20 protein-coding genes and 1 pseudogene are annotated in these 24,056 nt (G+C 66.8%); 15 read left to right on the top strand and 6 right to left on the bottom strand.

Annotation, left to right across the window (positions count from 1 at the left end; genetic code table 11):
• Positions 1-64 precede the first annotated feature (64 nt).
• From E5554_RS22080 to E5554_RS22060, 5 genes are read left to right on the top strand one after another with little or no spacing between them, the layout of a single operon-like run.
• Positions 65-1,054: a MoxR family ATPase gene (locus E5554_RS22080; RefSeq protein ID WP_136188102.1), complete on the top strand. Its 990-nt coding sequence runs from the start codon at positions 65-67 to the stop codon at positions 1,052-1,054.
• 15 nt (positions 1,055-1,069) lie between these two features.
• The gene (locus tag E5554_RS22075; protein WP_136188101.1) at positions 1,070-1,963 is read left to right on the top strand and encodes a DUF58 domain-containing protein; all 894 of its coding nucleotides are present in this window, start codon (positions 1,070-1,072) and stop codon (positions 1,961-1,963) included.
• Positions 1,960-3,123 carry a BatA domain-containing protein gene (locus E5554_RS22070; RefSeq protein WP_136188100.1) on the top strand — a complete coding sequence of 388 codons (1,164 nt, stop codon included), beginning with the start codon at positions 1,960-1,962 and terminating at the stop codon, positions 3,121-3,123. Before E5554_RS22075 ends, E5554_RS22070 begins: the two co-directional genes overlap by 4 nt.
• Entirely contained in the window at positions 3,120-5,219 is a 2,100-nt protein-coding gene (locus tag E5554_RS22065; protein WP_136188099.1) for a DUF4175 family protein, read from the top strand. Before E5554_RS22070 ends, E5554_RS22065 begins: the two co-directional genes overlap by 4 nt.
• Complete coding sequence (locus tag E5554_RS22060) at positions 5,216-7,021, top strand: carboxypeptidase regulatory-like domain-containing protein (RefSeq protein WP_136188098.1); 1,806 nt, start codon at positions 5,216-5,218, stop codon at positions 7,019-7,021. The genes E5554_RS22065 and E5554_RS22060 overlap by 4 nt, the downstream gene beginning before the upstream one ends.
• Here the strand turns inward: E5554_RS22060 and E5554_RS22055 are convergent.
• The gene (locus E5554_RS22055; protein WP_136188097.1) at positions 7,018-7,911 is read right to left on the bottom strand and encodes a LysR family transcriptional regulator; all 894 of its coding nucleotides are present in this window, start codon (positions 7,909-7,911) and stop codon (positions 7,018-7,020) included. The genes E5554_RS22060 and E5554_RS22055 overlap by 4 nt on opposite strands.
• Before the next feature lie 203 nt (positions 7,912-8,114).
• Here E5554_RS22055 and E5554_RS22050 point away from each other — a divergent pair, with 203 nt between their 5' ends.
• From E5554_RS22050 to mmsB, 4 genes are all read left to right on the top strand, one after another.
• A complete protein-coding gene (locus E5554_RS22050) occupies positions 8,115-9,611 on the top strand; it encodes a CoA-acylating methylmalonate-semialdehyde dehydrogenase (protein WP_136188096.1) in 1,497 nt (498 codons plus the stop codon).
• A 125-nt stretch (positions 9,612-9,736) separates the two neighbouring features.
• Positions 9,737-10,879: an acyl-CoA dehydrogenase family protein gene (locus E5554_RS22045; protein ID WP_136188095.1), complete on the top strand. Its 1,143-nt coding sequence runs from the start codon at positions 9,737-9,739 to the stop codon at positions 10,877-10,879.
• Between the two features lie 11 nt (positions 10,880-10,890).
• Positions 10,891-11,955, top strand: a complete 1,065-nt coding sequence (locus E5554_RS22040; protein ID WP_210729783.1) for an enoyl-CoA hydratase/isomerase family protein — start codon at positions 10,891-10,893, stop codon at positions 11,953-11,955.
• Positions 11,956-11,982: 27 nt separating this feature from the next.
• Entirely contained in the window at positions 11,983-12,870 is an 888-nt protein-coding gene (gene mmsB, locus E5554_RS22035; RefSeq protein ID WP_136188093.1) for a 3-hydroxyisobutyrate dehydrogenase, read from the top strand.
• 48 nt (positions 12,871-12,918) lie between these two features.
• Here mmsB and E5554_RS22030 read toward each other — a convergent pair whose 3' ends face one another.
• From E5554_RS22030 to ligK, 5 genes and pseudogenes are all read right to left on the bottom strand, one after another.
• Positions 12,919-13,551, bottom strand: coding sequence for a DUF4198 domain-containing protein (locus E5554_RS22030; RefSeq protein ID WP_072893776.1), 633 nt, complete (start codon positions 13,549-13,551; stop codon positions 12,919-12,921).
• Between the two features lie 11 nt (positions 13,552-13,562).
• Positions 13,563-15,631 (bottom strand): annotated as a pseudogene (locus tag E5554_RS22025) (TonB-dependent siderophore receptor).
• A gap of 156 nt (positions 15,632-15,787) precedes the next feature.
• Entirely contained in the window at positions 15,788-16,675 is an 888-nt protein-coding gene (locus E5554_RS22020; RefSeq protein ID WP_136188092.1) for an amidohydrolase family protein, read from the bottom strand.
• Positions 16,672-17,736 carry a 4-oxalomesaconate tautomerase gene (locus E5554_RS22015; protein WP_136188091.1) on the bottom strand — a complete coding sequence of 355 codons (1,065 nt, stop codon included), beginning with the start codon at positions 17,734-17,736 and terminating at the stop codon, positions 16,672-16,674. Before E5554_RS22015 ends, E5554_RS22020 begins: the two co-directional genes overlap by 4 nt.
• Positions 17,729-18,403: a 4-carboxy-4-hydroxy-2-oxoadipate aldolase/oxaloacetate decarboxylase gene (gene ligK, locus E5554_RS22010; RefSeq protein ID WP_037520103.1), complete on the bottom strand. Its 675-nt coding sequence runs from the start codon at positions 18,401-18,403 to the stop codon at positions 17,729-17,731. Before ligK ends, E5554_RS22015 begins: the two co-directional genes overlap by 8 nt.
• 104 nt (positions 18,404-18,507) lie before the next feature.
• On the opposite strand from ligK, the gene E5554_RS22005 reads away from it, so the two are divergent.
• The 6 genes from E5554_RS22005 to E5554_RS21980 all read left to right on the top strand — a co-directional run bounded on the left by E5554_RS22005 (position 18,508) and on the right by E5554_RS21980 (position 23,937).
• Entirely contained in the window at positions 18,508-19,659 is a 1,152-nt protein-coding gene (locus tag E5554_RS22005; RefSeq protein WP_136188449.1) for a LysR substrate-binding domain-containing protein, read from the top strand.
• A gap of 64 nt (positions 19,660-19,723) precedes the next feature.
• Entirely contained in the window at positions 19,724-20,620 is an 897-nt protein-coding gene (locus E5554_RS22000) for an NAD(P)-dependent oxidoreductase (RefSeq protein WP_136188090.1), read from the top strand.
• Complete coding sequence (locus E5554_RS21995; protein WP_136188089.1) at positions 20,617-21,639, top strand: amidohydrolase family protein; 1,023 nt, start codon at positions 20,617-20,619, stop codon at positions 21,637-21,639. Before E5554_RS22000 ends, E5554_RS21995 begins: the two co-directional genes overlap by 4 nt.
• 84 nt (positions 21,640-21,723) lie before the next feature.
• Positions 21,724-22,128, top strand: coding sequence for a protocatechuate 4,5-dioxygenase subunit alpha (gene ligA / locus E5554_RS21990; RefSeq protein WP_004208430.1), 405 nt, complete (start codon positions 21,724-21,726; stop codon positions 22,126-22,128).
• Positions 22,128-22,976 carry a class III extradiol dioxygenase subunit beta gene (locus E5554_RS21985; RefSeq protein ID WP_048937639.1) on the top strand — a complete coding sequence of 283 codons (849 nt, stop codon included), beginning with the start codon at positions 22,128-22,130 and terminating at the stop codon, positions 22,974-22,976. The genes ligA and E5554_RS21985 overlap by 1 nt, the downstream gene beginning before the upstream one ends.
• A 19-nt stretch (positions 22,977-22,995) precedes the next feature.
• The gene (locus E5554_RS21980) at positions 22,996-23,937 is read left to right on the top strand and encodes a Gfo/Idh/MocA family oxidoreductase (RefSeq protein ID WP_004208428.1); all 942 of its coding nucleotides are present in this window, start codon (positions 22,996-22,998) and stop codon (positions 23,935-23,937) included.
• Positions 23,938-24,056 lie beyond the last annotated feature (119 nt).

Below are 24,056 nucleotides of genomic sequence, written 5' to 3'. Positions count from 1 at the left end.
GCCTGCCACCTCCCCTTGCAGGGGAGGAATTTGGTGGCCGAAAGCCGACAATAAGGAAACAGGAATGACCGATATCAGCGAAGCGGAAATCCAGCAGAAACTGGCGCGCCTGGGCGAATTGCGCGCGGCGATCGGCCAGGCGATCGTGGGGCAGGGGGCGGTGGTCGAACAGTTGCTGATCGGCCTGCTCGCCGGCGGCCATTGCCTGCTCGAAGGGGTGCCGGGCCTCGGCAAGACATTGCTGGTCCGCTCGCTCGGCGAAGCGCTCAAGCTCGACTTCCGTCGGGTGCAGTTCACCCCCGACCTGATGCCCAGCGACATTCTCGGCACCGAATTGCTGGAGGAGGATCATGGGACCGGCCATCGCAGCTTCCGATTCCAGAAGGGGCCGATCTTCACCAACCTGCTGCTCGCCGACGAACTCAACCGCACCCCGCCCAAGACGCAGGCCGCGCTGCTGGAGGCGATGCAGGAGAGGACCGTCAGCTATGGCGGCACCACCTATCAGCTGCCTTCGCCCTTCTTCGTGCTGGCGACACAGAATCCGCTGGAACAGGCCGGCACCTATCCGCTGCCCGAGGCGCAGCTTGACCGCTTCCTCCTCCATATCCGCGTCGATTATCCGACCGAGCAGGAGGAGTATGACATTCTCGCCCAGACCACCGGCGCCAAGCCGGGCGCGGTGCCGGCGGTGATGCAGGGTGAGGAGGTGCTGGCGCTGCAGAAACTGGTGCGCGACGTGCATTTCGGTGAGGATCTGCTGCGCTGGGTGACGCGCATCGTGCGCGCCAGCCGTCCGGGCGAGGGCGCACCGGAGGAAATCCGCAAATATGTGAAATGGGGCGCCGGCCCGCGTGCCGGCCAGTCGCTGATCCTGGCGGCCAAGGCGCGCGCCTTGCTCCAGGGCCGTCTGGCCGCGACGCGTGAGGATATCGTCGCGCTGGCCGGGCCGGTGATGCGCCACCGCCTGCTGCTGTCCTTCGCGGCCGAGGCGGAAGGGAAGAGTGCCGACGATGTCGTCGCCGCGCTCGTTCGCGCCGTGCCGCTCGGCTGATCCGGACAAGACGCCATGGCCGATTTCATCCCCCCAGATGTGCGCAGCCGGCTCAAAAGCCTGCGCCTGCTCACGCGCCGGGCGGTGGGATCGCATGGCCTCGGCCTCCACCACAGCCATAGCCGGGGCGCGGGCCTCGAATTTGCGCAATATCGTGCCTATGAGCCGGGCGACGAACTGCGCCAGATCGACTGGAAACTCTATGCCCGGTCGGACAAATTCTTCGTCCGGGAAGCCGAGCGGGAAAGCCCGGTCGCGGTCTGGATATTGATGGATGCCAGCGCCTCGATGGGGCAGAGCGATGCCAGCTGCCCGGACTATAGCCGGCTCGATGCGGCCAAGGGGATTGCCGCCAGCATCGCCGAACTGGCGATGCAGCAGGGGGATCGCTTCGGCTGGATGGCGCTCTCCGACACGGGCCTGCGGCTGTTGCCGCCCGCGACCGGCCTGCGCCAGCGCGACCGGCTGCTGCTCGACATGCTGCCGCTGCGCGCCGAAGGGGGCTTTGCCGCCGAAGCGCAATTGGGGCCGCTCTGGGAGCGGATCGGCGCGCATGATCTGGTGATTTTGCTCAGCGATTGTTTCGAGCCCGGCGCGATCGATCTGGTCGAGAAACTGTCAGCGGCCGGGCGCGAGGTTCTGGTGATCGAGATGCTGACGGTCGGTGAACGCGATTTCCCGTTCGACGGCGGCTATCGCTTCCGCGATCCGGAGACGGGTGAGGAACTGCTGGGGGATGGCGCCGCGCTGCGCGCCGAATTTCTGCGCCGCTTCGGCGAGGCGCGGGCGGAGTTGCATGCGCGGCTCGATGCGGTCGGCATCCGCCGTGCGACCCATGTGCTGGACGAGCCGATCGATATGCCGCTGCGCCGCCTGTTCGGCGCCCATGACGCGGCCGAATATTCATGACGCCCGCCTTGTTGCTCCCCGCCGCGCTGGCCGGCCTGCTGGCGCTGCTGATCCCGCTCGCGATCCATATCGCCCGGCGCAGCGAGCAATTGCCGACCGATTTCGCCGCGCTGCGCTGGCTGCGGCAGAAGCCCAAGCCCCGGTCCCGGCTACGGTTCGACGAATGGCTGTTGCTCGCCCTGCGCCTCGCGCTGCTGGCGCTGGTCGTGCTGTGGCTCGCCCATCCGGTGCTGTTCGGCGCGGCGAGCAAGCAGCCCTATGTCGCGCTGACGCCCGGCGTTGATCCGGCGGCGGTGGATGACAAGACGCTGGCCGAGGGCAGGGTGCATTGGCTGGCGCCCGGCTATCCCCGCGTCGAAGCGGGCAAGCCGCTCGCGACCGACGCCATCCCGCTCGCCAGTCTGGTGCGCCAGCTGGACGCCGAGCTGCCGCAGGGCGCGCCGCTCACCATCATCGTGCCGCAGATCCTCCAAGGCGCCGACGCCGAGCGGCCGCGTTTGTCGCGCAAGGTCGACTGGCGCATCGTCCCCGGCGCGATGCCGGCGGGCAAGTCGGTGGCGGTACAGCTGCCGTCGATCGCCATACGCGCCGACGCAGGCCATGCCGCCGGGCTGCGCTACCTCAATGCCGCAGCACTCGCATGGCAACCCGCAGGCAAGTCGGCCGATGTCGACAGCGGCGCGCTCAACGCCCCACTGCCGCCCTCGGACAAGATCTTGTTCTGGATGAGCGCGGGCAGTCTGCCCGAAGCGCTGCAACGCTGGATCGCGCAAGGCGGGCAGGCGATCGTCGCGTCGGACGCCTTGTTGCCACAGGGCGCGGCTCCCGCGCCCCTATGGCAGGATGATCTTGCCCGGCCGCTGGTGGAGGCGATGCCGATCGGCAAAGGCCGGCTGCTCCGCTTCATTCGCCCATTGCAGCCGGCGCAGATGCCGCAATTGCTGGAGGCGGATTTCCCCGTTCGCCTGCGCGCGCTGATCCAGCCGCCCAGCATGGCGCCGCAGCGCGCGGATGCCGCCGCCTATGCGCCGCTGACCGGTGGACGTGCCTACCCGCAGCCGCCAGCCGATCTGCGCCCCTGGCTGGCGCTGTTGATCGCCGCGCTGCTGCTGGTCGAACGCTGGTTTGCCACCCGCCGCAAACGGGCGATCGCGCCATGAGCGCCGACGCCTTGCTCTCCATCTGGCTGACGCCCAGTCGTCGGCGCGTGCGGCTCGACACGCTGCTGCTTGGCCTGCCGGTCCTGCTGCTGGTGAGCGCGCTGGTCTGGCGCTTGGCCGGACTGGTGCCGGCCGCAATCCTGTTGCTGCTCGGGGCCGGCCTGCTTGGCGCCCTCATCGTCCGCCGCGCCCAGCGCTTCGATCAGGTCTGGCTGGTCCGGCGTCTCGACGCCAGCCGCGCCGATCTGGAGGATAGCAGCGCTCTGCTGTTCGCCGATCCGCAGGGCTTGGGGCCGCTGCAACGGCTGCAACGCAGCCGGCTCGACCAGCGGCTGGGGCAGGGCATGCCGGACGAACTGGCGCCGGACTGGTCGCGCCGCATGATTATCGCACTCTGGGCCGTGGCTTTGCTCGGCATCGCCGCTCTCCTGCTCTGGCCCCGTGGCAGCGACAAACCCGTCGTGCTGGCGCCCGCCGCCGAGGGCATAGCCGCAAGGCCCGGCATTCCGCGCCTTGTCGCCCAGAATCTGCGCATCATCCCGCCCGCTTATACCGGCCTGCCGCTGCGCGACGAGGCGAAGCTCGATGCGCGCGCGCCGCTCGGGTCACGGCTCGAATGGACCTTCCGCTTCGACCCGCAGGCAAGCGCGCCGGCGCTGCTGCCGCTGGGCGGGGCGGGCATTGCGCTGCGCCGTGATGGTGAGCACTGGATCGCCAGCCGCACGCTGGATGCCTCCTTCCTCTATCGCGTCGACCCGGCATCCGGGCGCGGCCCCTTGCCGCCGCTGCACCGGATCGACGGCGTGGCCGATGCGCTGCCGCAGGTGAAGCTGATCGCGCCCGCCGCCAGCCTCAATATGGTGACGCCGGGCCAGCGTAGCTGGACGCCCGTCTTCGCCGCGACCGACGATTATGGCGTTGCCGCCACCGCTCGGCTGCGCGTCACATTGGCGATCGGCGAGGGCGAGAATATCCGCTTCACCGAGCGCGAGATCGCCGTGTCCGGCTCCGGCCCGGCGCGCGACCGGCGCTTTGCCCCGCGCCTCGATTTCGGCGCGCTCGGCTTTTCGGCCGGCGGCGACATGGTGGTGCAGATCATCGTGCGCGACAATCGCGCGCCGTCGCCGCAGGAGGTGCGCGGCCCCAGCGTCATCTTGCGCTGGCCCGCGGCCAAGGCCCCCGAGAGCGGCGGCCTGCAGGGCATGGTCAACACCACCTTGCCGGCCTATTTCCGCAGCCAGCGCCAGATCATCATCGATGCCGAGGCGCTGCTGAAGCGCAAGCGCAGCCTGTCGGCCGACAAATATCTGTCGCAATCCAACGGCATCGGTAATGACCAGAAAATCCTGCGCGGCCGCTACAGCCAGTTCCTGGGCGGCGAGAGCGAAGGCGAACCCAGCCTGCCGACCGCCGATGCGGATGGCCATAGCGAGGGTGACGGCCATGATCATGGTCCGCCGGTCGCGGCGCCCAATGTCTTTGGCGAGAAGGAGGATGTGCTCGCCGAGTTCGGTCATCCGCATGATGAATCGCCCGCCTCCAGCCTGGACCCGGAAACCCGCGCGATCCTGAAACAGGCGGTCGATGAAATGTGGCAGTCGGAAATGCAGCTGAAACAGGGGCGGCCGGACCTGGCCCTGCCGTTCGCCTACAAGGCGCTGCGCTTCATCAAGGAAGTGCAGCAGGCGACCCGCATCTTCCTGTCGCGCGTTGGGCCGGAATTGCCGCCGATCGACCCCGCCCGGCGCATGACCGGAAAGCGCGAGGGGATAGCCGGCCATTTCGAGCCGCTGGTCGCGGTCGAGGGTGATGACGGCCCGGCCGCCGCCGCCTGGCGCGGGCTGGCGCAGGGATCGGTGCCGCTCGATGCGCTGGAGGGCTGGGCCCGCAGTAATGCGGCGCGCCTGCCCGATCCGCTGGCATTGAGCGGCGCGATCGACGCCGTGCGGCGCGATCCGGCCTGCGCCGCCTGTCGCGACAAGCTGCGCGCGCAATTGTGGATGGCGATGGAGCGGCCACAGGGCGGCGTGGCGCGGCGGCGGCCTTCCGACGCTGCTGGCGCGCGCTATCTCGGCGCGATCGGGGGACGACCATGAACGCGCAGTTCATCACCGCGCTGCTCCTCGGCGCGGCTGTGCTGGTCGGCTGGGGAAGGCTGCTGTTGTGGCAGCGTTCGGCCGGTAATCTGGGCGCACGGCCTTGGCGCCTCGCAGCCCTGTTGCTGCTCCAGCCGGTTGTCGCGCTGCTCCTCTATTTCGGCCTCTTTCCACCTGCTTTGCCGGTGGCAGGCGGCACCCTGACCGTCGCGACCCAGGGTAGTTGGCGCTTCGCCCCGGCCGGCAAGGGCGCGCATCTGGTCGCGCTGCCCGAAGCGCCGGACATGGCGGGCGCGCAGGCGGTGCCCGATCTGGCGACCGCGCTGCGCCGCTATCCCGACACGCGCCGCCTCGTCATCCTGGGGCAGGGCCTCGTTGCCCGCGACCGCGATGCGGCGAGGGGGCTTGCGATCGATTACACGCCGCCACCGTCCCGTCCTGGCCTGATCGCCCTGGCCAAGCCCGACAGGGTTGCGCCGGGCGCAACCTTCGCCGTCGGCGGACAGGTGGCTGGTCTATCCAAGGCGCAGGTCGAACTGCTCGATCCCGCCGGGCGCGTCACTGATGCCGCCGCTGTGGATGCCGATGGCCGCTTCAGCCTGATCGGGACCGCGCGCGCCGCCGGCACCGCCGAATTCACCCTGCGCCTGCGCCGTGCCGATGGCGGGCTGGTCGAACAGACGGTGGTGCCGCTGCGGATCGAGGGCGATGCCGCGCCGCGCCTGCTGATCCTCGCCGGGGCGCCGGGGCCAGAGGTCAAATATCTGCGCCGCTGGGCGGCCGACGCCGGCTATGCCGTCACCGTCAATATGAGCGCGGGCGGCGGCATCGCGCTGGGCGACGCACCGGTGGCGATCAACGCCGCCAGCCTGCGCCGCTATGACCTGCTGGTCGCCGATGACCGCGCCTGGGCCGGTCTGGGCGGCGGACGCGGCGCGGTGCTGGAAGCGGTGCGCGGCGGCATGGGCCTGCTGCTACGCGGCAGCGGCCCGGCCGACGGCGCGCTGCGCGGCCAGTGGCGTGCGCTGGGTTTCGATCTGTCCGGCGGCAATGGCGTCGCGCCGATCGCCCTGCCGGCGCCGCTGGCCGCCGATCGCGCCCGCACCCGTGCCGGCATCGGCAGCGCCGATATCCCCGCGGACCTCAATATCGGCGACGATATTTTGCCCGAAGCGACCCGCATGGATGGCGTCCCGACCGGCCGCGACGCGGTGCCACTGGTGCAGGACGCCGCCGGCACGCCGCTCGCCGCCTGGCGCGCACTTGGGGCAGGGCGGGTCGCGGTCTGGACCGGCCTCGACAGTTTCGGCCTGGTGCTGAGCGGCCGGGGCGATCTTTATGGCGACTGGTGGGGGCGGATGATGACCGCTGTGGTGCGCCCGGCACCGGGGTCTGTTGCCGCCTTCACCGGCCCGGCCTGGGTGGGCGAACGGATCAGCCTGTGCGGCCTGAAGCCCGGCGCCCATATCGACGGCGCTCCCTTGGCAGTCGATCCGGCGACCGGCGATTGCGCCGCCTGGTGGCCCGATCGGGTGGGCTGGCACCAGCTACGCCGGGCGGATGGTTCGTCCGCTGCCTTCTACATCTACCCCGCCAATGCCCTGCCGACCCTGCGGGCCGCGCAGATGCGTCAGGCCATGGCCCTGCTGCGGGGCACCGAGCAGAAGAGCGGCACCACCACCACCGCACGATCCGTTCCCGGCCCGTCCTGGCCCTGGCTCATCGGCTGGCTGATCGCCAGTGCCCTGCTCTGGTGGTTCGAGCGGTCCCGGATCGGCCGCACGGCGATCCCGCAGTCCTAACCAACGCCCAGCATCACCGGTCGCAGCCTCTCGCTGGTCGCCACCAACCAGCCGACAAACTGGTCGATCCGGGCAATGCCGCGCAGGTCGCGGGGCACCACCAGCCAGAAGCTGCGCTGGATATCGACCGCCTCGGGCAGGACGCGGACCAGTCCCGGCATGGCGTCGCCGATGAAGCAGGGCAATATGCCGCATCCCGCGCCGCTGGCGATGATCTCCGCCTGGGCATTGATGCTGCTCGACCGGATCGCCGGTTCCAGCCGGGCATCGACCTCCGCCAGATAGCGCAGTTCGGGCGCATAGATCTGATCGGGGACATAGCCGACCAGCACATGGCGGAGCAGGTCGCCTTTGGCCTTCAACGGCGGCGCACCCTCCAGATAGGCGGGCGTCGCATAGAGGCCCAGATGATAGTCGGTCAGCTTGCGGGTGATCAGTGGGCCGGTCTTGGGCCGGGCCAGCATCACCGCAATGTCCGCCTCGCGCCGGGAGGGGTTGAGGAAGCCGCTCGACGCCACCAGGTCGATCTCGATCCGGGGGTGATCGGCGGTGAAGCTGCGCAGATGCGGCGCGATCACCCGGCTGCCGAAGCCCTCCGACGCGCTCAGGCGGATCGTCCCCGCCATCTGCGCGCCGGCCGCGCTGCCGCTCCGCTGCACGCCGAGCGCCGCCGCCTCCATCCGCTCCGCCTGTTCCAGCAGGCGGGTGCCATGGTCGGTCAGCACATGGCCGGCCGGCGTATGCTCGAACAATCGTTGCTCCAGCGCCTGCTCCAGCCGCTTGATCCGCCGCGAGATGGTCGTGGCGTCCATCTTGGTCATCGCCGCCGCCGCGCTCAGCCGCTCGGTGCGCGCCACCGCCAGGAACAGGCGCAAGTCATCCCAGTTCATCGGCACGGCGTTTTTGCAGGATGGATATGCATATCCGTCAGCTTGCCTGCATTTCTGATATCCTGCAAGGCGGGGTGAAAGCATCGTGCGGAAAAGTGGGAACCGGTTTTCCGCTTCAAACGATGCGACAAAAGAAGTTGGAGCGCGCGACTTGCTTCAGAGTGATCGCAGCGCGCTCCAAAGCATATTGGAGAGGATGGGCCATGCGTATCATCGATCATGTCATCAGCGGTCATTCGGCGGGTGACGGCGGCCGCACCAGCGACGTCTTCGACCCCAATAATGGCGGTGTGCAGGCGCAGTTGCGCCTCGGCACCCAGGCCGACCTGGACGCTGCCATGGCTGCCGCACTTGCCGCCCAGCCGGCTTGGGCCGCGACCAACCCGCAACGCCGCGCCCGCGTCATGTTCGCGTTCAAGACGCTGGTCGAACAGAATATGGACGAGCTTGCCCATCTGCTCAGTTCCGAACATGGCAAGGTGATCGCCGACTCCAAGGGCGATATCCAGCGCGGGCTGGAGGTGATCGAATTCGCCTGCGGCATCCCCCATGTGCTCAAGGGCGAATATACCCAGGGCGCCGGCCCCGGCATCGACGTCTATTCGATGCGCCAGCCGCTGGGCGTGGTCGCCGGCATCACCCCGTTCAACTTCCCGGCGATGATCCCGATGTGGATGTTCGGCGTCGCCATCGCCTGCGGCAATGCCTTCATTCTCAAGCCCAGCGAGCGCGACCCCAGCGTCCCCGTGCGCCTCGCCGAACTGATGCGGGAGGCCGGGCTGCCCGACGGCGTGTTGCAGGTCGTTCATGGCGACAAGGAAATGGTCGATGCGATCTTGGATCATCCGGAGATCCGGGCGGTCAGCTTCGTCGGTTCCTCCGACATCGCCCATTATGTCTATCGTCGCGGTGTCGAGGCGGGCAAGCGCGTCCAGGCGATGGGCGGCGCCAAGAATCACGGCATCGTCATGCCGGACGCCGATCTCGACCAGGTGGTGAATGACCTGGCCGGCGCGGCCTTCGGTTCGGCGGGCGAGCGCTGCATGGCGCTGCCGGTGGTGGTGCCGGTGGGCGAAGCGACGGCGATCGCGTTGCGCGAGAAGCTGATCCCGGCGATCGACGCGCTGCGGGTCGGCGTCTCGACCGATGCCGACGCCCATTATGGCCCGGTCGTCACCGCCGCGCACAAGGCAAAGATCGAGTCCTATATCCAGATGGGCGTCGATGAAGGCGCCGAACTGGTGGTCGACGGCCGCGGCTTCACGCTGCAGGGCCATGAACAGGGCTTCTTCGTCGGCCCGACTTTGTTCGACCGGGTGACGCCGCAGATGCGCAGCTATCAGGAGGAGATTTTCGGCCCCGTGCTCCAGATGGTGCGCGCCGACAGCTTCGAGGACGCGCTGCGCCTGCCGAGCGACCACCCATATGGCAATGGCGTCGCCATCTTCACCCGCAACGGCCATGCCGCGCGCGAATTTGCCGCGCGGGTCAATGTCGGCATGGTCGGCATCAACGTCCCGATCCCGGTGCCGGTCGCCTATCATACGTTTGGCGGCTGGAAGCGCAGCGCCTTTGGCGACACCAACCAGCATGGCATGGAAGGGGTGAAGTTCTTCACCAAGGTGAAGACCGTAACCCAGCGCTGGCCCGACGGCGGCGCCACCGACGACAGCGCCTTCGTCATCCCGACCATGGGGTGAGAGGAGCGGGGAGGCGATGATGCCTCCCCGGTCATGGTGCTTCAGGTTGACGCTGCATATCCCCGTCGCGCTAATGGGTGCCGGATAAAGTCCGGCATGACGCCAATAAGGAAAAGACAAGCCCCATGACCCAGTTCGACCTCACCGACGAGCAGCGCGCCGTGCAGGAACTGGCGCAGCGCTTCACCGCCGATGCGATCACGCCCCATGCGGCCAAGTGGGACGAGGAGCATCACTTCCCCCGCGGCACCATCCGCCAGGCGGCTGAACTGGGTTTCGGTGCCATCTATGTGTCGGAAGAGAGCGGCGGCATCGGTCTTGGCCGGCTTGAATCGGCGCTCATCATGGAGGCGATGGCCTATGGCTGTCCCTCTACCTCGGCCTTCATCTCGATCCACAATATGGCCGCCTGGATGATCGACCGCTTCGGCGACGATGCGGTGAAACAGCGCTATCTCCCGTCGCTCGTCACCTGCGAGACGATCGCTTCCTATTGCCTCACCGAACCGTCTGCCGGCTCCGATGCGGCGTCACTGCGCACCCGCGCGGTGCGGGATGGCGACCATTATGTCGTCACCGGTTCCAAGGCGTTCATTTCGGGCGGCGGCGAAAATGACATCTATGTCGTGATGGTCCGCACCGGCGAGGATGGCCCCAAGGGCATCAGCTGTCTGGTGATCGAAAAGGACATGGAAGGCGTCAGCTTCGGCGCGCAGGAGCGCAAGCTCGGCTGGCATTCGCAGCCCACCGCTCAGGTCAATTTCGATGGCGTCCGCGTACCCGTCGCCAACCGCGTCGGCGCGGAAGGGCAGGGCTTCGCCATCGCCATGGCCGGGCTCGATGGAGGGCGGCTCAATATCGGCGCCTGCTCGCTCGGCGGTGCCCAGCGCGCGCTGGATGAGGCGGTCGGCTACACCCGCGAGCGGCGCCAGTTCGACCGCGCGATCGCCGATTTCCAGAATACCCAGTTCACCCTGGCCGATATGGAGACCGAGCTTCAGGCCGCCCGTGCCTTGCTCTATCTCGCCGCTGCCAAGGTGAGCGAAGGCGCGCCCGACAAGACCAAATTCGCCGCCATGGCCAAGCGCTTTGCGACCGACACCGGTTCGGCCGTGGCCGACCGCGCGCTGCAACTCCATGGCGGCTATGGCTATCTGATGGACTATCCGGTCGAGCGTATCTGGCGCGACCTGCGGGTCCACCGCATCCTGGAGGGCACGAACGAGATCATGCGCATGATCACCGCCCGCGAATTGCTGAAGGCCTGAAGGGGATGACCATGACCGACGATGTGCTGATTGCGGTGGAAGGCGGCGTCGGCCGCCTGCGGTTGAACCGGCCCAAGGCGATCCATGCGCTGACCCGCGCCATGTGCGCGACCATGACCGACGCGCTGCTGGCCTGGCAGGATGATCCGGCGATCCGCGTGGTGATGATCGACCATGCCGAAGGGCGCGGCTTCTGCGCCGGCGGCGACATCCGCCTGATCGCGGAAAGCGCTGCTGGCGATAATCTCGCCGCGCGTGATTTCTTCGCGACCGAATATCGCCTGAACCATCTGCTCTTCACCTATGGCAAGCCGGTGATCGCCTTCATGGACGGCATCACCATGGGCGGCGGCGTCGGCATCGCCCAGCCGGCGCGCCATCGTGTCGCGACCGAACGCACCGTCTATGCCATGCCCGAAACCGGCATCGGCCTGTTCCCCGACGTCGGCGGCGGCTGGTATCTTTCGCGCCTGCCGGGCCGGTCGGGCCGCTATCTCGCCGTCACCGGCGCGCGGATCGACGGGGCGGATGCGATCGCGCTCGGCCTCGCCACCGACTATCTGCCGAGCGATCGGCTGGAGGAGGCGAAGGCCGCGATCATCGCCGACCCCTCCGATATCGGCGCCGTGCTGGCGCGCTTCGCCGCCATCCCGCCCGACAGTGATTTCGCCGCCCGCCTGCCAGACATCGACCGGCTGTTCGCCAGCGACCGGCTGGAGGACATCTATGCCGCCTTGCGCGCCGACGGATCGGACTGGGCGCAGGCGCAGCTTGCCGCGCTCGACACCAAATCGCCCCAGACGATGAAGGTCGCGCTGCGGCAACTGGCGCAGGCCAGCTGCCTGACCCGCTTCGTCGACAATATGGCGATGGAATATGACCTCGCCTGTCGCATCATCGCCCGGCCCGATATTGTCGAAGGGGTGCGCGCGCTGATCGTCGACAAGGATAATCAGCCGCGCTGGAATCCGCCGACGGTGGAGGCGGTGACCGACCAGCTGGTCGACGCGATCTTCGCGCCGCTGCCCGAAGGCGAGCGCTGGACCCCGTTGCCCCAGGCGGCGGTCGACGCCTGACAGAATAGATAGAAAGAGAGGACGGACATGAGCAGCATCGGCTTCATCGGCCTGGGCAATATGGGCGGCGGCATGGCCGCCAATCTGGTGAAGGCGGGGCATGACGTCACCGCCTTCGACCTGTCCGAAGCCGCACTGGCTCGTGCCGAGGCGGCCGGTTGCACCCGCGCCGCGTCTGCCGCGGAAGCGGTTAAAGGTGTCAATGCCGTTGTCACCATGCTGCCCGCCGGCAAGCATGTCCGCGCCGTCTATGGCGAACAATTGCTGGGCGCGGTCGGGCCGGACACGCTGCTGATCGACTGTTCGACCATCGACGTCGCCTCCGCCCGTGCCGTCATCGAACAGGCGGCCGAACATGGCCTCGCCATGGTCGATGCGCCGGTGTCGGGCGGCATTGCCGCTGCCAATGGCGGTACCTTGACCTTCATGGTCGGTGGCGAGGATGCGGCCTTTGCCCGCGCCGAACCGATCTTGCAGGCGATGGGCAAGGCGGTGATCCATGCCGGCGCGGCGGGTGCGGGGCAGGCGGCGAAGATCGTCAACAACATGCTGCTGGGCGCCACCATGGTCGCCACCTGCGAAGCCTTCGCCCTCGCTGAAAAACTGGGGCTCGATCTCCAGACCTTCTTCGACATTTCATCGAAGGCGTCGGGGCAGAGCTGGTCGATGACCAGCTATTGCCCGGTGCCCGGCGTCGGCCCGGAAACGCCGGCCGACCGCGATTATGAAGGTGGCTTCGCCAATGCGCTGATGCTCAAGGATCTCAAGCTCGCGGTGGAGGCTGCCCATGGCGTCGACGCCAGCGTGCCGATGGGCGCGGCGGCAGAGTCGCTCTACCAGACGCTGGTCAACACGGGGGCTGGTGCCAAGGATTTCTCTTCCATGATCCGCTTCCTCAAGGGGGCGGCGGCCTGACCTTGAAGGTCGGAACGGCGCGGGGCGATGGCCCGCGCCGCTCCAGTGTCAGTTATTGACGAAGGTCAGCGTCGCGATGTTGTAGAGTGTCGCCACCTTGGCGCCGCGCAGGCTGAGGTCGCCCTTTTCCTCCTGCGTCGCGGTCAGGATATAGCGGCCCTTTTCCCTGATCGGCAGGGTCACGCGGCCCTGGGCGTCGGTGACGAAGCCCTTCGACCATTTGTCGGGCGAGATCGCGGTCACCTTGACCCCGGCGAGCGGCTTGCCGTCGCGGACCAGTGTGAAGCTGTTGGCGCCCGCAGCGGTCGGCACGATTTCCAGCGGCATCCCGGCCTTGGCCTCGCTGCGGCCGGCGCGCGCATAATAGATCACGCCTTCCTTCTTGCCTTCCTCGCCCCAGGGATCGAACACGCTGTCGTCGATCACGCGCACGTCGCCGGCGGGCACGGCGACCTCGATATAGCCGGCCTTGCGCACCTGCGCGGCGGAGGATGCGGGCACCAGCTTGGGCGCCTTCAGCTTCTCGAACTCGGGATCGCCACCCTCGGGCAGCGGGTCGCCCGGTTCGCCCAGATAGATGCGCGCCGGGCCGGCGCCGTCACGCTCGACCCACACTTCATGCGCCTGCGCCATTGCGGGCAGGCAGGCGATCGCCAGCAGCGCACTAGTCCATTTCAGCATAGTCTCTCTCCTCAGAAACGGAAGCCGACCGTGCCCATGACGTTGCGCGGCGCGCCCATGAAGCAGTCGCCACGCGCCAGGCAGGACGCGTAGAATTTCTTGTTGAGCAGGTTGGTCGCATTGAGCGCGAAGCGCCAGTCCTGCCAGGTGATTTCCGCCAGCGCGTCGACGGTGGTGCGCGACGGCGTGACGATCGACCAGATCGCGCTGGTCGACACGCTCTTGCCGCTATAGACGACGCCGCCGCCCAGGCGCAGCTGCGCCTCGTCGGCCAGGCCGAAGGTCTTGGTGGACCAGAGCGACGCGGTGTGGCGCGGCATATAGTCGAGGCTGGTATTGGTTTCCGACTTCAGCTTCGAATAGCCATAATTGGCCAGCAGTTCGAAATTGCCGGGCAGGGTGTGGCTCGCCTCGATCTCGAAGCCCTTGGTGTTGAGCACGCCCGACTGTTCGGTGCCGCCCGCTGCGAGATAGAGGACGCGGTTGCGCTCCTTGATCTTGAACACGGTGGCGGTGACCAGGGTGCTGGGGGCGGGCTGCCACTTCACGCCGGCTTCATATTGGGTGCCGGTCTGCGGCTTGTAGGCATCGCCATAGCTGCCATCGCCATTGTCGATCCGGCCGGCGACCGGCAGGAAGCTTTCGGTGTAGCTGAAGAAGGTGAGATGCCGGCGCCGATTTCGCCGATGATGCCGGCGCGGAAGGTGGTGGCATTGTCCTTCTGGCCCGAAGAGCCAGTCACGCGATCGCGGCGGGCGCCCAGCACGACCGATACCCGGTCATAGAAGCGGATCTGATCCTGGACATAGACGCCCAGCTGCTTCTGGCTGTCGCTGGTGAACGGACCGGTCGGATCATAGGTCGCCAGCGCATCATAATCGATGTCGTAAAGGTCGACCAGTTCATAGCCGCCGGCATAACGCTTGGACACCTTGTTCCAGCTATAGTCGATGCCGACCAGCAGCTTGTGCTCGATATTGGCGCCGGTGTTGAAATTGAACTGGACGTTGTTGTCGGTCGAAAAGACGTTCATCCGCGCGTCGCTGGCGTCGGCCGTCAGCGCGATGGTGCGCCCGTCGGTGCCATAGACCGAGAAGGGATCCTGCGGGTTGGTATAGCTGTCGGCATAATGGGTGTTATATTCCAGGTCGCTGTCGATATAGCGCGCCTTGAGGCTGAGCTTCACATTGTCGGAGAAGCGGTGGGTGATCGAGCCTCCACCCTGCAGCGACCGGCCATCATAACGATCCCAGCCGGCCTTGCCGACGAAGGTGTAGCGATCCAGCTGCTCGCCCGCGACATTGTTGGGCATGAAGGTGCCGACGATCGGCAGGAACTGCGACGTCGAACCGGTATCATCCTCCTGATAGAGGCCGGTCAGCACGATGTCGGTATCGGGCGTCGGCTGCCAGCGGATCGAGGGCGCGAACATCACGCGGTCGTCGGGGACATGGTCGACATAGGTGTCGGCGTCGCGGACGCGGCCGACGAAGCGCACCGCCAGATTGTCGGCCAGCGCGACATTGACGTCGCCCATCGCTTCCTTGCGGTCATAGCTGCCATAGACGAGGTTGAGTTCGCCGCGGGTGGTGAAATCGGGCGTTTTGCTGACCAGGTTGACCAGGCCGCCGATCGATCCCTGGCCAAACAGCACCGATGCCGGGCCGCGCAGGATTTCCACGCGCGAGAAATTATAGGGGTCCGACGTGATCGACGCATAATAGCTGAAGATGTCGCGCATGCCGTCGCGGAACTGCAGCGCGTCCAGGCCACGCACGTTGAAACCGTCGACGCGGGTATCGCGGCCATAGGGGTTGGCCAGCACGCCGGCGGCATATTTCACCGTATCGCTGATGCTGATCGCACCCTGCGACAGATATTGTTCGGACGTGATGACCTTGATCGGCTGGGGCAGTTCGACCAGCGCGGTGTCGGTCTTGGACCCGGTGGTCGCGGCGGTGACGACGATGCTGTCTTCGTCGGTGCGGGGGGCGTCCGCAGCGGCCGCCTCTGCCGACCAGGCGGTGCCATGGCACAGCGCGATCAGGGCCGCGCCGCTCAATGCGATGAACTTCTTCATATGGGATCCCCCGTGACTCGTTTATGGGGCGCCCATAGCGATATTGATATTCGTTCGCAATTCTGTTGACTTGCATTTGCGGAAGGCATGTTGCGCAAATGCAACCGGCCGCCCCAGACGGAGCGGCCGTGCGCTGGTTGGAAACCGGCTGTTGCCTTATAATTCCTCGGGCCAGTAAAGCCGCATCGGGTTGTCGATCAGCAGCTTGCGCTGCAATTCCACCGTCGGGGCGATGCGCGGGATCATGTCGACCAGATGGCCGTCGTCGGGGATCGCATCCTGCATGTTCGGGTGCGGCCAGTCGGTGCCCCACAGCACGCGATCCTGATAGTCGGTGACCAGCGGCGCGACGGCATCGGCAAAGGCGTTCCACGGGTCACCTGTCGGGTCCAGACGGTCGGGGCAGGTCGCCTTGAACCAGATGTCGTCACGGCTGTCGAGGAAGGCGCGGAACGCCTTCATGTCGGCGCCATCCGGCCCCTGGGTCACGTCCGGACGGCCCATATGGTCGATCACCAGCGGCACCGGGATCGCGTCCATGAATGGGCGCAGTTCCTCGAGGATGTCGGCCTCGAAATAGATCACCACATGCCAGCCCTTGGGCAGGCGCTTGGCCACTTCGAGGAACTTGTCCTTGGGCGCGTCATCGACCAGGCGCTTGAGGAAATTGAAGCGGATGCCGCGCATTCCGCCCACATGCAGGGCGGCGAGGTCGGCTTCCGAAATGGCCGGATCGACCACGGCGACGCCGCGCGCCTTGCCGTTCGATTTGGCGATGGCATCCAGCGTCGCGGCATTGTCGGTGCCATGGCAGCTGGCCTGGACGATGACGTTGCGGGCGAAGCCCAGATGATCGCGCAGCGCGAACAGCATGTCCGGACCGGCATCCTCGGGCAGATATTTCGCCTTCGCGCTGAAAGGGAATTGCGCCATCGGGCCGAACACATGGCAATGGGCGTCGATCGCGCCGGCCGGCGGGGTGTAGCGCGGTTTGGACGGATTGCCGTGCCAGCTGATGATGCGGCCAAGTTCAGGGGCGGTCATGCGAAAATCTCTCCATCCATCAGCTTGCGCGCGGTGCGCAGCATGGCGGCGCTGATCACCGCGCCACTCTCGTCCAGTTCCATGACACAGGTCGTCTCGCCGGAGGGATGCTCGACCGAGAGTGTCTTGCGGTTGCCCGATGGTATCGAGGCGACTTCGGCTGCGGGCGATCCCGCGATCAGGCAGGCGGTGGCGACGCTGACCGCGCCGAGCACGCCGATCGAGGCATGGGCGCGATGCGGGATGAAGCTGCGCACTGTGATCGCGCCGCCATCGCGCGGCGGGGCGACCAGCATCATCTTGGGCACCGACTTTTCGCGCACGTCGCCCAGGTTCATCCGTTCGCCGACGGCAAGGCGGATCGCCTCGATCCGGGCCTTGAGCGCAACATCCTTGTCCAGCGTGTCGCGGTCCTCATAGCCGGTGATGCCGACATCCTGCGCCTTCATGACGACGCAGGGCATGCCATTGTCGATCAGGGTGACGCGCACGCCCTCCACCTCGTCAAAGGCGTTGCCGGTCGGCAGCAGCGCGCCGCAGGAGGAGCCGGCGGTGTCGCGAAACTCCAGCGGGATCGGCGCGGCGCTGCCGGGCACACCGTCGATCTTCGCCTCGCCATCATAGCGGACTGTGCCGCCGGGCATCTGCACCGTGGCGATCGCGATCTGTCCGGTATTCTCCATGAATATGGCGACGCGGGTCTCGCCGTCCTGCGCGGCGACGAGGCCACGCTCGATCGCGAAGGGGCCGATGCCAGCGAGGATATTGCCGCAATTCTGCGCATCGCTGACGATCGCCTGATCGACGAAGACCTGAAGGAAGAGATAGTCGACATCGACGCCCTCCCGATCGGATTTCCTGACGACCGCGACCTTGCTGGTCAGCGGATCGGCGCCGCCCATGCCATCGATCTGGCGCGGGTCGGGCGATCCCATGGCCCGCAGCAGGAAGGCGTCGCGCGCGGCGCTGTCGGCGGGCAGGTCTTCCGAAAGGAAATAGCCGCCCTTGGACGTGCCGCCGCGCATCCACATGACGCGGGCGCTGGTCGGGACGTCAGACATATTTGAGGCCCATTTCCTGCAGGCGCGGGCGCATATTGTATATGTCGAGGCCCAGTTCCCCGGCGGCCAGGCGGACGCGCTTGGCTTCCTCGGCGGCTTCGCGGGCCTGCGCCTTTTCCAGCACGGCGGCGGCGTCGGCGCGCGGCACGATGCACACGCCGTCATCGTCAGCGATGATCACGTCGCCCGGATTGACCAGCGCATTGGCGCAGACAACCGGGATATTGACCGATCCCAGCGTGCCCTTGATCGTGCCCTGGGCGTGGACCGCCTTGGACCAGACCGGGAAGTTCATCTGCTTGAGGTCGCGGACGTCGCGCACGCCCGCGTCGATGATGAGGCCACGGCAGCCGCGTGCCTGGGCGGAGGTGGCGAGCAGGTCGCCGAAATAGCCGTCGGTGCAGGGGCTGGTCGGGGCGAGCAGCAAAATGTCGCCTTCCTTCAGCTGTTCGATCGCGACATGGACCATCCAGTTGTCGCCCGGCGGGGCAGAGATCGTTACTGCGCTGCCGGCGATGCGGGCGCCCGGATAGATGGGGCGCATATAGGGGGCGAGCAGGCCCTTGCGACCTTGCGCTTCATGGACGGTGGCGACGCCCGCCTTGGCGAGGCCATCGATGACGGCGAGGTCCGCCCGTTCGATATTCTGGACGACAATGCCGGACATCAAGCCTTCTCCTAGCGCATAAGTTGACAGCGATGTGGACAGGTGCAGCGCGATGCTCAAATCCGAACTGGAACCAGTGCATAAATTTTTGCTAAGTGTTGGACATGAGCCCCGACCAGTTCAATATCCGACATCTGGCCGCGATGGCGGCCGTGGTGGAGCTTGGCAGCGTCAGCCTGGCGGCGCGCGCGGTGAACCTGACCCAGCCTGCGGTGACCCAGGGGATTGCCAAGCTGGAGGCGCAACTGGGCCTGCCGCTGTTCGCGCGCCAGCCCGGCGGCATGGTCGCGCTGGAGCCGGCGGAGCGGCTGAAGCCCCGGATCGATGCGGCCCTGCGCCTGATTGGCAGCAACCGGGTGACGGCGGCGCAGGTGCGCGCCTTCGTCGCCCTGGCGCGCGGCGGGAGCTATGCGGCGGCGGCGGTGGCGACCGGGGTGGCCGAACCCTCGCTGCATCGGGCGGTCGGCGATCTGGGGCTGGCCCTGGGGCAAAGGCTGGTCGACCGGCGCGGGCGCGGCGTGATGCTGACCAGGGCCGGAACGGTGCTGGCGCATCGGCTGCGGTTGGCGCTGGCGGAATTGCGGCAGGGGCTGGAGGATCTGGCCGACCTGCGCGGGCAGGAGGGGGGGCGCATCCTGGTCGGCGCGATGCCGCTGTCGCGCGCGCGCCTGATCCCCGATGCGATCGCCCGGTTCCGCACCGATTTTCCGCTGGTCGACATCAGCGTCCATGAAGGATCGCATGCCGAACTGGTCGGCCCGCTGCGCGATGGCGAAATCGACATGATGGTCGGCGCGCTGCGCGATCCGGCGATGGCGCTGGACCTGACGCAACGGCCCTTGTTCGAGGATCGGCCGACCATCCTGGCGCGGCGCGGCCATGCGCTGGCGGCGGGCTGGGACGCTGATGCGCTGCGCCGCTATCCCTGGATATTGCCGCCGGAAGGCACGCCGCTGCGGCAATTGTGGCAGGCGATGTTCGCGGCGCTCGGCGGCGATCTGCCGGCGGTGCCGATCGAATGCGGATCGGTGATGACGATCCGGCAATTGCTGGTCGGCGGCGAGTATCTGACCTTGCTGTCGCACGATCAGTTGGCGCTGGAACTGGAGGCGGGGCTGCTGATCGATATCGGCCCGGCACCCGGCGCGATCAGCCGGACCATCGGCCTCACGACGCGGGCCGACTGGCGCCCGACCCGGTTGCAGCAGCAATTCATGGCCGCGATCGATCAGGCTGCGGCACATATGAATTCGTAAAATCTTATACTGGTCCAGCGGATTCGATTGGCGGCATCAGGCTTGATCCGTCATCCAACCCGACATGGAGCAGGAAATCGGTCTGATCGGATTTGGCGAGGCAGGGTCCACCTTTGCGATGGCGGGGGACTGGATCGACGCGGCGCGCGTCTATGATATCCAGACGGATGCCGGCGCCACGCGTGACGCGATGCTGGCGCGCTGTGCCAGGGCCGGCGTCCGGGCCGTGCCGACGCTGGCCGATGCCGTCGCGCCCGTCCCCTTCATCCTGTCGCTCGTCACCGCCGATCAGGCGCTCGTCGTGGCGCAGGCTGCCGCCGCCCATATCGCGCCCGGCGCCCTCTATTGCGATCTCAACAGCGTCGCGCCGCAGACCAAGCAGGCGGCGGCCCGCGCGATCGAGGCGGCCGGTGGCCATTATGTCGACGTCGCCGTCATGGCGCCGGTCGATCCGGCCCGGCTGAACGTGCCGCTGCTGGTCAGCGGGGCCCATGCCGATGCCGCGCGGGCAGGGCTGGCCCGGCTGGGCTTCACCCATATCCGCGTCGTCGGGGAGGCCGTCGGCCGGGCGTCTTCGATCAAGATGATCCGGTCGGTGATGGTCAAGGGGCTGGAGGCGCTGACCGCCGAGTGCATGCTGGCGGCCGATGCGGCGGGCGTGCTGGACGAGGTGATCGGATCGCTCGACGCCAGCGAGAAGCCGCGCCCCTGGGATATCCGGGCCGACTATAATCTCGACCGCATGATGGTTCACGGGCTGCGCCGCGCGGCCGAGATGGAGGAGGTGGTCAAGACGCTCGACGGCCTTGGCACCGGTTCCGCGATGACGCGCGGTACGGTCGAGCGCCAGCAGGCGATCGGCACGCTGGGCCTCAAGACGCCGCCCGAAGGGCTGGGCGCCAAGATCGACAGCATCATCCAAGCAAAAGCAGAACAGACAGGAAAGGCCGACGCGGCATGACCATGATTATCGACTGCCACGGCCATTATACCGTGCTGCCCAAGGGGCATGACGCCTGGCGCGAGGAGCAGAAGGCGGCATTCAAGGCGGGCGTGCCGGCCCCCGCCTATCCCGACATCAGCGATGCCGAAATCCGCGAGACGATCGAGGCGAACCAGTTGCGCCTGATCAAGGAACGTGGCGCCGACCTCACCATCTTCTCGCCGCGCGCTTCGGCCATGGCCCCCCATGTCGGCGACGCGGCGGTGGCGAAGGAATGGGCGATGCGCTGCAACGACCTGATCGCGCGCGTTGTCGGCCTGTTCCCCGAAAGTTTCGTCGGCGTGTGCATGCTGCCCCAGTCGCCCAAGGCGGACATGGCGAACAGCATTGCCGAGCTGGAACGCTGCGTCGACATGGGCTTTATCGGCTGCAACCTCAATCCCGATCCGGGCGGCGGCCATTTCCAGCATCCGCCGCTGACCGACAAATATTGGTATCCCTTCTACGAGAAGATGGTCGAGCTGGACGTGCCGGCGATGATCCATGTGTCGGGCAGCTGCAATCCGGCGATGCACGCGACCGGCGGCTATTATATCGCGGCCGACACCATCGCCTTCATGCAGTTGCTGGAGGGCGACCTGTTCAGGGATTTCCCGACCCTCAAGTTCATCATCCCACATGGCGGCGGCGCGGTGCCCTATCATTGGGGCCGCTATCGCGGTCTGGCCGACATGCTGAAGAAGCCCGACCTGTCGACCCATCTGATGAACAACATCTTCTTCGACACATGCGTCTATCATCAGCCGGGCGTCGACCTGCTGGCCGACGTGATCGACAACAAGAATATCCTGTTCGGGTCGGAAATGGTCGGCGCGGTGCGCGGCATCGATCCCACCACGGGCCATTATTTCGACGATACCAAGCGCTATGTCGACGCGCTGGACATCAGCGAGGGCGAGCGTGCCGCGATCTTCGAGGGCAATGCCCGCCGGGTCTTCCCCCGGCTCGACGCGCAATTGAAGGCGCGCGGCCTGTAAACCTATCCCCGCGGAGGGGCGCATCCATCCCTCGGTCCTTTGTTGGAAGGAAGGGCCGGGGGATGGATGCCAAGAGAGGATGAGATGAGCATCGATATCCACGAATATCTCGCCGAGTTCGACGATATCCCCGGCACCCGCGTCTATACGGCGGCGCGGGCGCGTCAGGGCTATTGGATGAACCAGTTCGCGATGAGCCTGATGAAGGCGGAAAACCGCGTCCGCTGGCTGGCCGGCGAGCGCGCTTATATCGACGAATGGCCGATGACCGAGGCGCAGAAACAGGCGATCCTGGACCGCGACTATAATCGTTGCCTGGACCTGGGCGGGAACATCTATTTCCTCGCCAAGGTGTTCTCGACCGACGGCCTCAGCTTCCTGCAGGCGGTCGGCACCATGACCGGGATGAGCCCGGAAGACTATCAGGCGATGATGATCGCCGGCGGCCGCTCGCCTCAGGGCGTCCGCTCCATCAAGGAGAAACGCTGATGGCCCGCATCACTGCCGGCGTCGCCACCAGCCATGTGCCCGCCATCGGCGCTGCCATGGATCTGGGCAAAACCGCCGAACCCTATTGGCAGCCTTTGTTCGCCGGCTATGACTGGTCGCGGCAATGGATCGCGCAGGAAAAGCCCGATGTCGTGATCCTGGTCTATAATGACCATGCCTCCGCCTTCGACATGAAGATCATCCCAACCTTCGCGATCGGCTGTGGCGAACGCTACAAGCCGGCCGACGAGGGCTGGGGGCCGCGCCCGGTGCCCGACGTGATCGGCGAGCCGGACCTGGCCTGGCATATCGCCCAGAGCCTGATCCTCGATGAATTCGACATGACCATCATCAACGAGATGGATGTCGACCATGGCCTGACCGTGCCGTTGAGCCTGATGTTCGGCCAGCCCGACGCCTGGCCGTGCCGGGTGATCCCGGTCGCGGTCAATGTCGTCACCTATCCGCCGCCGTCGGGCAATCGCTGCTGGCGGCTGGGCGAGGCGATCGCCCGCGCAGTCGACAGCTTCCCCGAGGATCTCAACGTGCAGATCTGGGGCACGGGCGGCATGAGCCACCAGCTTCAGGGGCCGCGCGCCGGCCTCATCAATGCCGAGTGGGACAATCGTTTCCTCGACCTGATGAGCCAGAGCGACGATGGCGAGGCGCTGCGCGCGATCGAGCATATCGAATATCTGCGCGAGACCGGGTCCGAAGGGATCGAGATGGTCATGTGGCTGATCATGCGCGGCGCGCTGGGCGACAAGGTCCGGCCGCTGCACCGCCATTATCATGTTCCCGCTTCCAACACCGCGGTCGGGCACCTGGTGCTCGAACCCGCCCGCTAACCTGTCCTAGGAGAATATCATGCGTATTGCCCTCGCCGGTGCCGGCGCCTTTGGCGAAAAGCATCTTGATGGCCTCAAGAATATCGACGGCGTCACCGTCACCTCGATCATCGGCCGCGAACTGGAGGCGACGAAGAAGGTCGCCGAGAAATATGGCATCGGCCATGTGACGACCGACCTCAACGAAACGCTGGCGCGCGACGATGTCGACGCGGTGATCCTGTGTACGCCGACCCAGATGCATGCGGAACAGGCGATCGCCTGCATGAATGCGGGCAAGCATGTCGAGGTGGAAATCCCGCTCGCCGACAGCTGGGCCGATGCGCAGGCGGTGCTGGCCAAGCAGAAGGAAACCGGCCTTGTCTGCATGGTCGGCCATACCCGCCGCTTCAACCCGTCGCACCAGTTCGTCCACAACCGCATCCAGGCGGGCGAATTCAACGTCCAGCAGATGGACGTGCAGACCTATTTCTTCCGCCGCAAGAACATCAATGCCAAGGGCGAGCCGCGGTCGTGGACCGACCATCTCCTGTGGCACCATGCCGCGCATACGGTCGATCTGTTCGCCTATCAGGCGGGCAAGATCGTCGCCGCCCATGCGATGCAGGGGCCGATCCATCCGGAACTGGGCATCGCCATGGACATGTCGATCCAGCTCAAGAGCGAGACCGGCGCCATCTGCACCCTGTCGCTGAGCTTCAACAATGACGGGCCGCTTGGCACCTTCTTCCGCTATATCGGCGATACCGACACCTATATCGCGCGCTACGACGATCTGGTGAACGGCAAGGAAGAGCCGATCGACCTGGCCGGCGTCGCCATCTCGAACAATGGCATCGAGTTGCAGGACCGCGAGTTCATCAGCGCGATCCGCGAGGGGCGGGAACCCAACAGCTCGGTCGCCAAGGTGTTCGACTGCTATCGCGTGCTGGGCGAACTGGAAACGCAGCTCGCCGGCTGATTCCGATCCCTTCGGGGGCGCAAGGGGGCGTGGATGGCGACAGGCCGTCCACGCCCTTTGTTTTTGACAAGGTGCAGTGATGCTGGCGCATCAGCACCTTGCGACGCTCAAGCGCCGCG

Origin of the sequence: Sphingobium sp. PAMC28499 (assembly GCF_004795815.1) — a bacterium.
Taxonomy (GTDB): Bacteria; Pseudomonadota; Alphaproteobacteria; order Sphingomonadales; family Sphingomonadaceae; genus Sphingobium; species Sphingobium yanoikuyae.
The sequence above is the reverse complement of the archived record's forward strand: the minus strand, read 5'-3'. Positions and strand labels throughout refer to the sequence as shown.

What these genes read in the sequence shown, in the direction of transcription:
- E5554_RS22005 (WP_136188449.1), top strand. Translation starts at nt 18,508, where the DNA reads ATGAGCCCCGACCAGTTCAATATCCGACATCTGGCCGCGATGGCGGCC.
- mmsB (WP_136188093.1), top strand. Translation starts at nt 11,983, where the DNA reads ATGAGCAGCATCGGCTTCATCGGCCTGGGCAATATGGGCGGCGGCATG.
- E5554_RS22045 (WP_136188095.1), top strand. Translation starts at nt 9,737, where the DNA reads ATGACCCAGTTCGACCTCACCGACGAGCAGCGCGCCGTGCAGGAACTG.
- E5554_RS22060 (WP_136188098.1), top strand. Translation starts at nt 5,216, where the DNA reads ATGAACGCGCAGTTCATCACCGCGCTGCTCCTCGGCGCGGCTGTGCTG.
- E5554_RS22050 (WP_136188096.1), top strand. Translation starts at nt 8,115, where the DNA reads ATGCGTATCATCGATCATGTCATCAGCGGTCATTCGGCGGGTGACGGC.
- ligK (WP_037520103.1), bottom strand. Translation starts at nt 18,403, where the DNA reads ATGTCCGGCATTGTCGTCCAGAATATCGAACGGGCGGACCTCGCCGTC.
- E5554_RS22080 (WP_136188102.1), top strand. Translation starts at nt 65, where the DNA reads ATGACCGATATCAGCGAAGCGGAAATCCAGCAGAAACTGGCGCGCCTG.
- E5554_RS21995 (WP_136188089.1), top strand. Translation starts at nt 20,617, where the DNA reads ATGACCATGATTATCGACTGCCACGGCCATTATACCGTGCTGCCCAAG.
- E5554_RS21985 (WP_048937639.1), top strand. Translation starts at nt 22,128, where the DNA reads ATGGCCCGCATCACTGCCGGCGTCGCCACCAGCCATGTGCCCGCCATC.
- E5554_RS22070 (WP_136188100.1), top strand. Translation starts at nt 1,960, where the DNA reads ATGACGCCCGCCTTGTTGCTCCCCGCCGCGCTGGCCGGCCTGCTGGCG.
- E5554_RS22020 (WP_136188092.1), bottom strand. Translation starts at nt 16,675, where the DNA reads ATGACCGCCCCTGAACTTGGCCGCATCATCAGCTGGCACGGCAATCCG.
- E5554_RS22000 (WP_136188090.1), top strand. Translation starts at nt 19,724, where the DNA reads ATGGAGCAGGAAATCGGTCTGATCGGATTTGGCGAGGCAGGGTCCACC.
- E5554_RS22030 (WP_072893776.1), bottom strand. Translation starts at nt 13,551, where the DNA reads ATGCTGAAATGGACTAGTGCGCTGCTGGCGATCGCCTGCCTGCCCGCA.
- E5554_RS22075 (WP_136188101.1), top strand. Translation starts at nt 1,070, where the DNA reads ATGGCCGATTTCATCCCCCCAGATGTGCGCAGCCGGCTCAAAAGCCTG.
- E5554_RS22015 (WP_136188091.1), bottom strand. Translation starts at nt 17,736, where the DNA reads ATGTCTGACGTCCCGACCAGCGCCCGCGTCATGTGGATGCGCGGCGGC.
- ligA (WP_004208430.1), top strand. Translation starts at nt 21,724, where the DNA reads ATGAGCATCGATATCCACGAATATCTCGCCGAGTTCGACGATATCCCC.
- E5554_RS22040 (WP_210729783.1), top strand. Translation starts at nt 10,891, where the DNA reads ATGACCGACGATGTGCTGATTGCGGTGGAAGGCGGCGTCGGCCGCCTG.
- E5554_RS22055 (WP_136188097.1), bottom strand. Translation starts at nt 7,911, where the DNA reads ATGAACTGGGATGACTTGCGCCTGTTCCTGGCGGTGGCGCGCACCGAG.
- E5554_RS22065 (WP_136188099.1), top strand. Translation starts at nt 3,120, where the DNA reads ATGAGCGCCGACGCCTTGCTCTCCATCTGGCTGACGCCCAGTCGTCGG.
- E5554_RS21980 (WP_004208428.1), top strand. Translation starts at nt 22,996, where the DNA reads ATGCGTATTGCCCTCGCCGGTGCCGGCGCCTTTGGCGAAAAGCATCTT.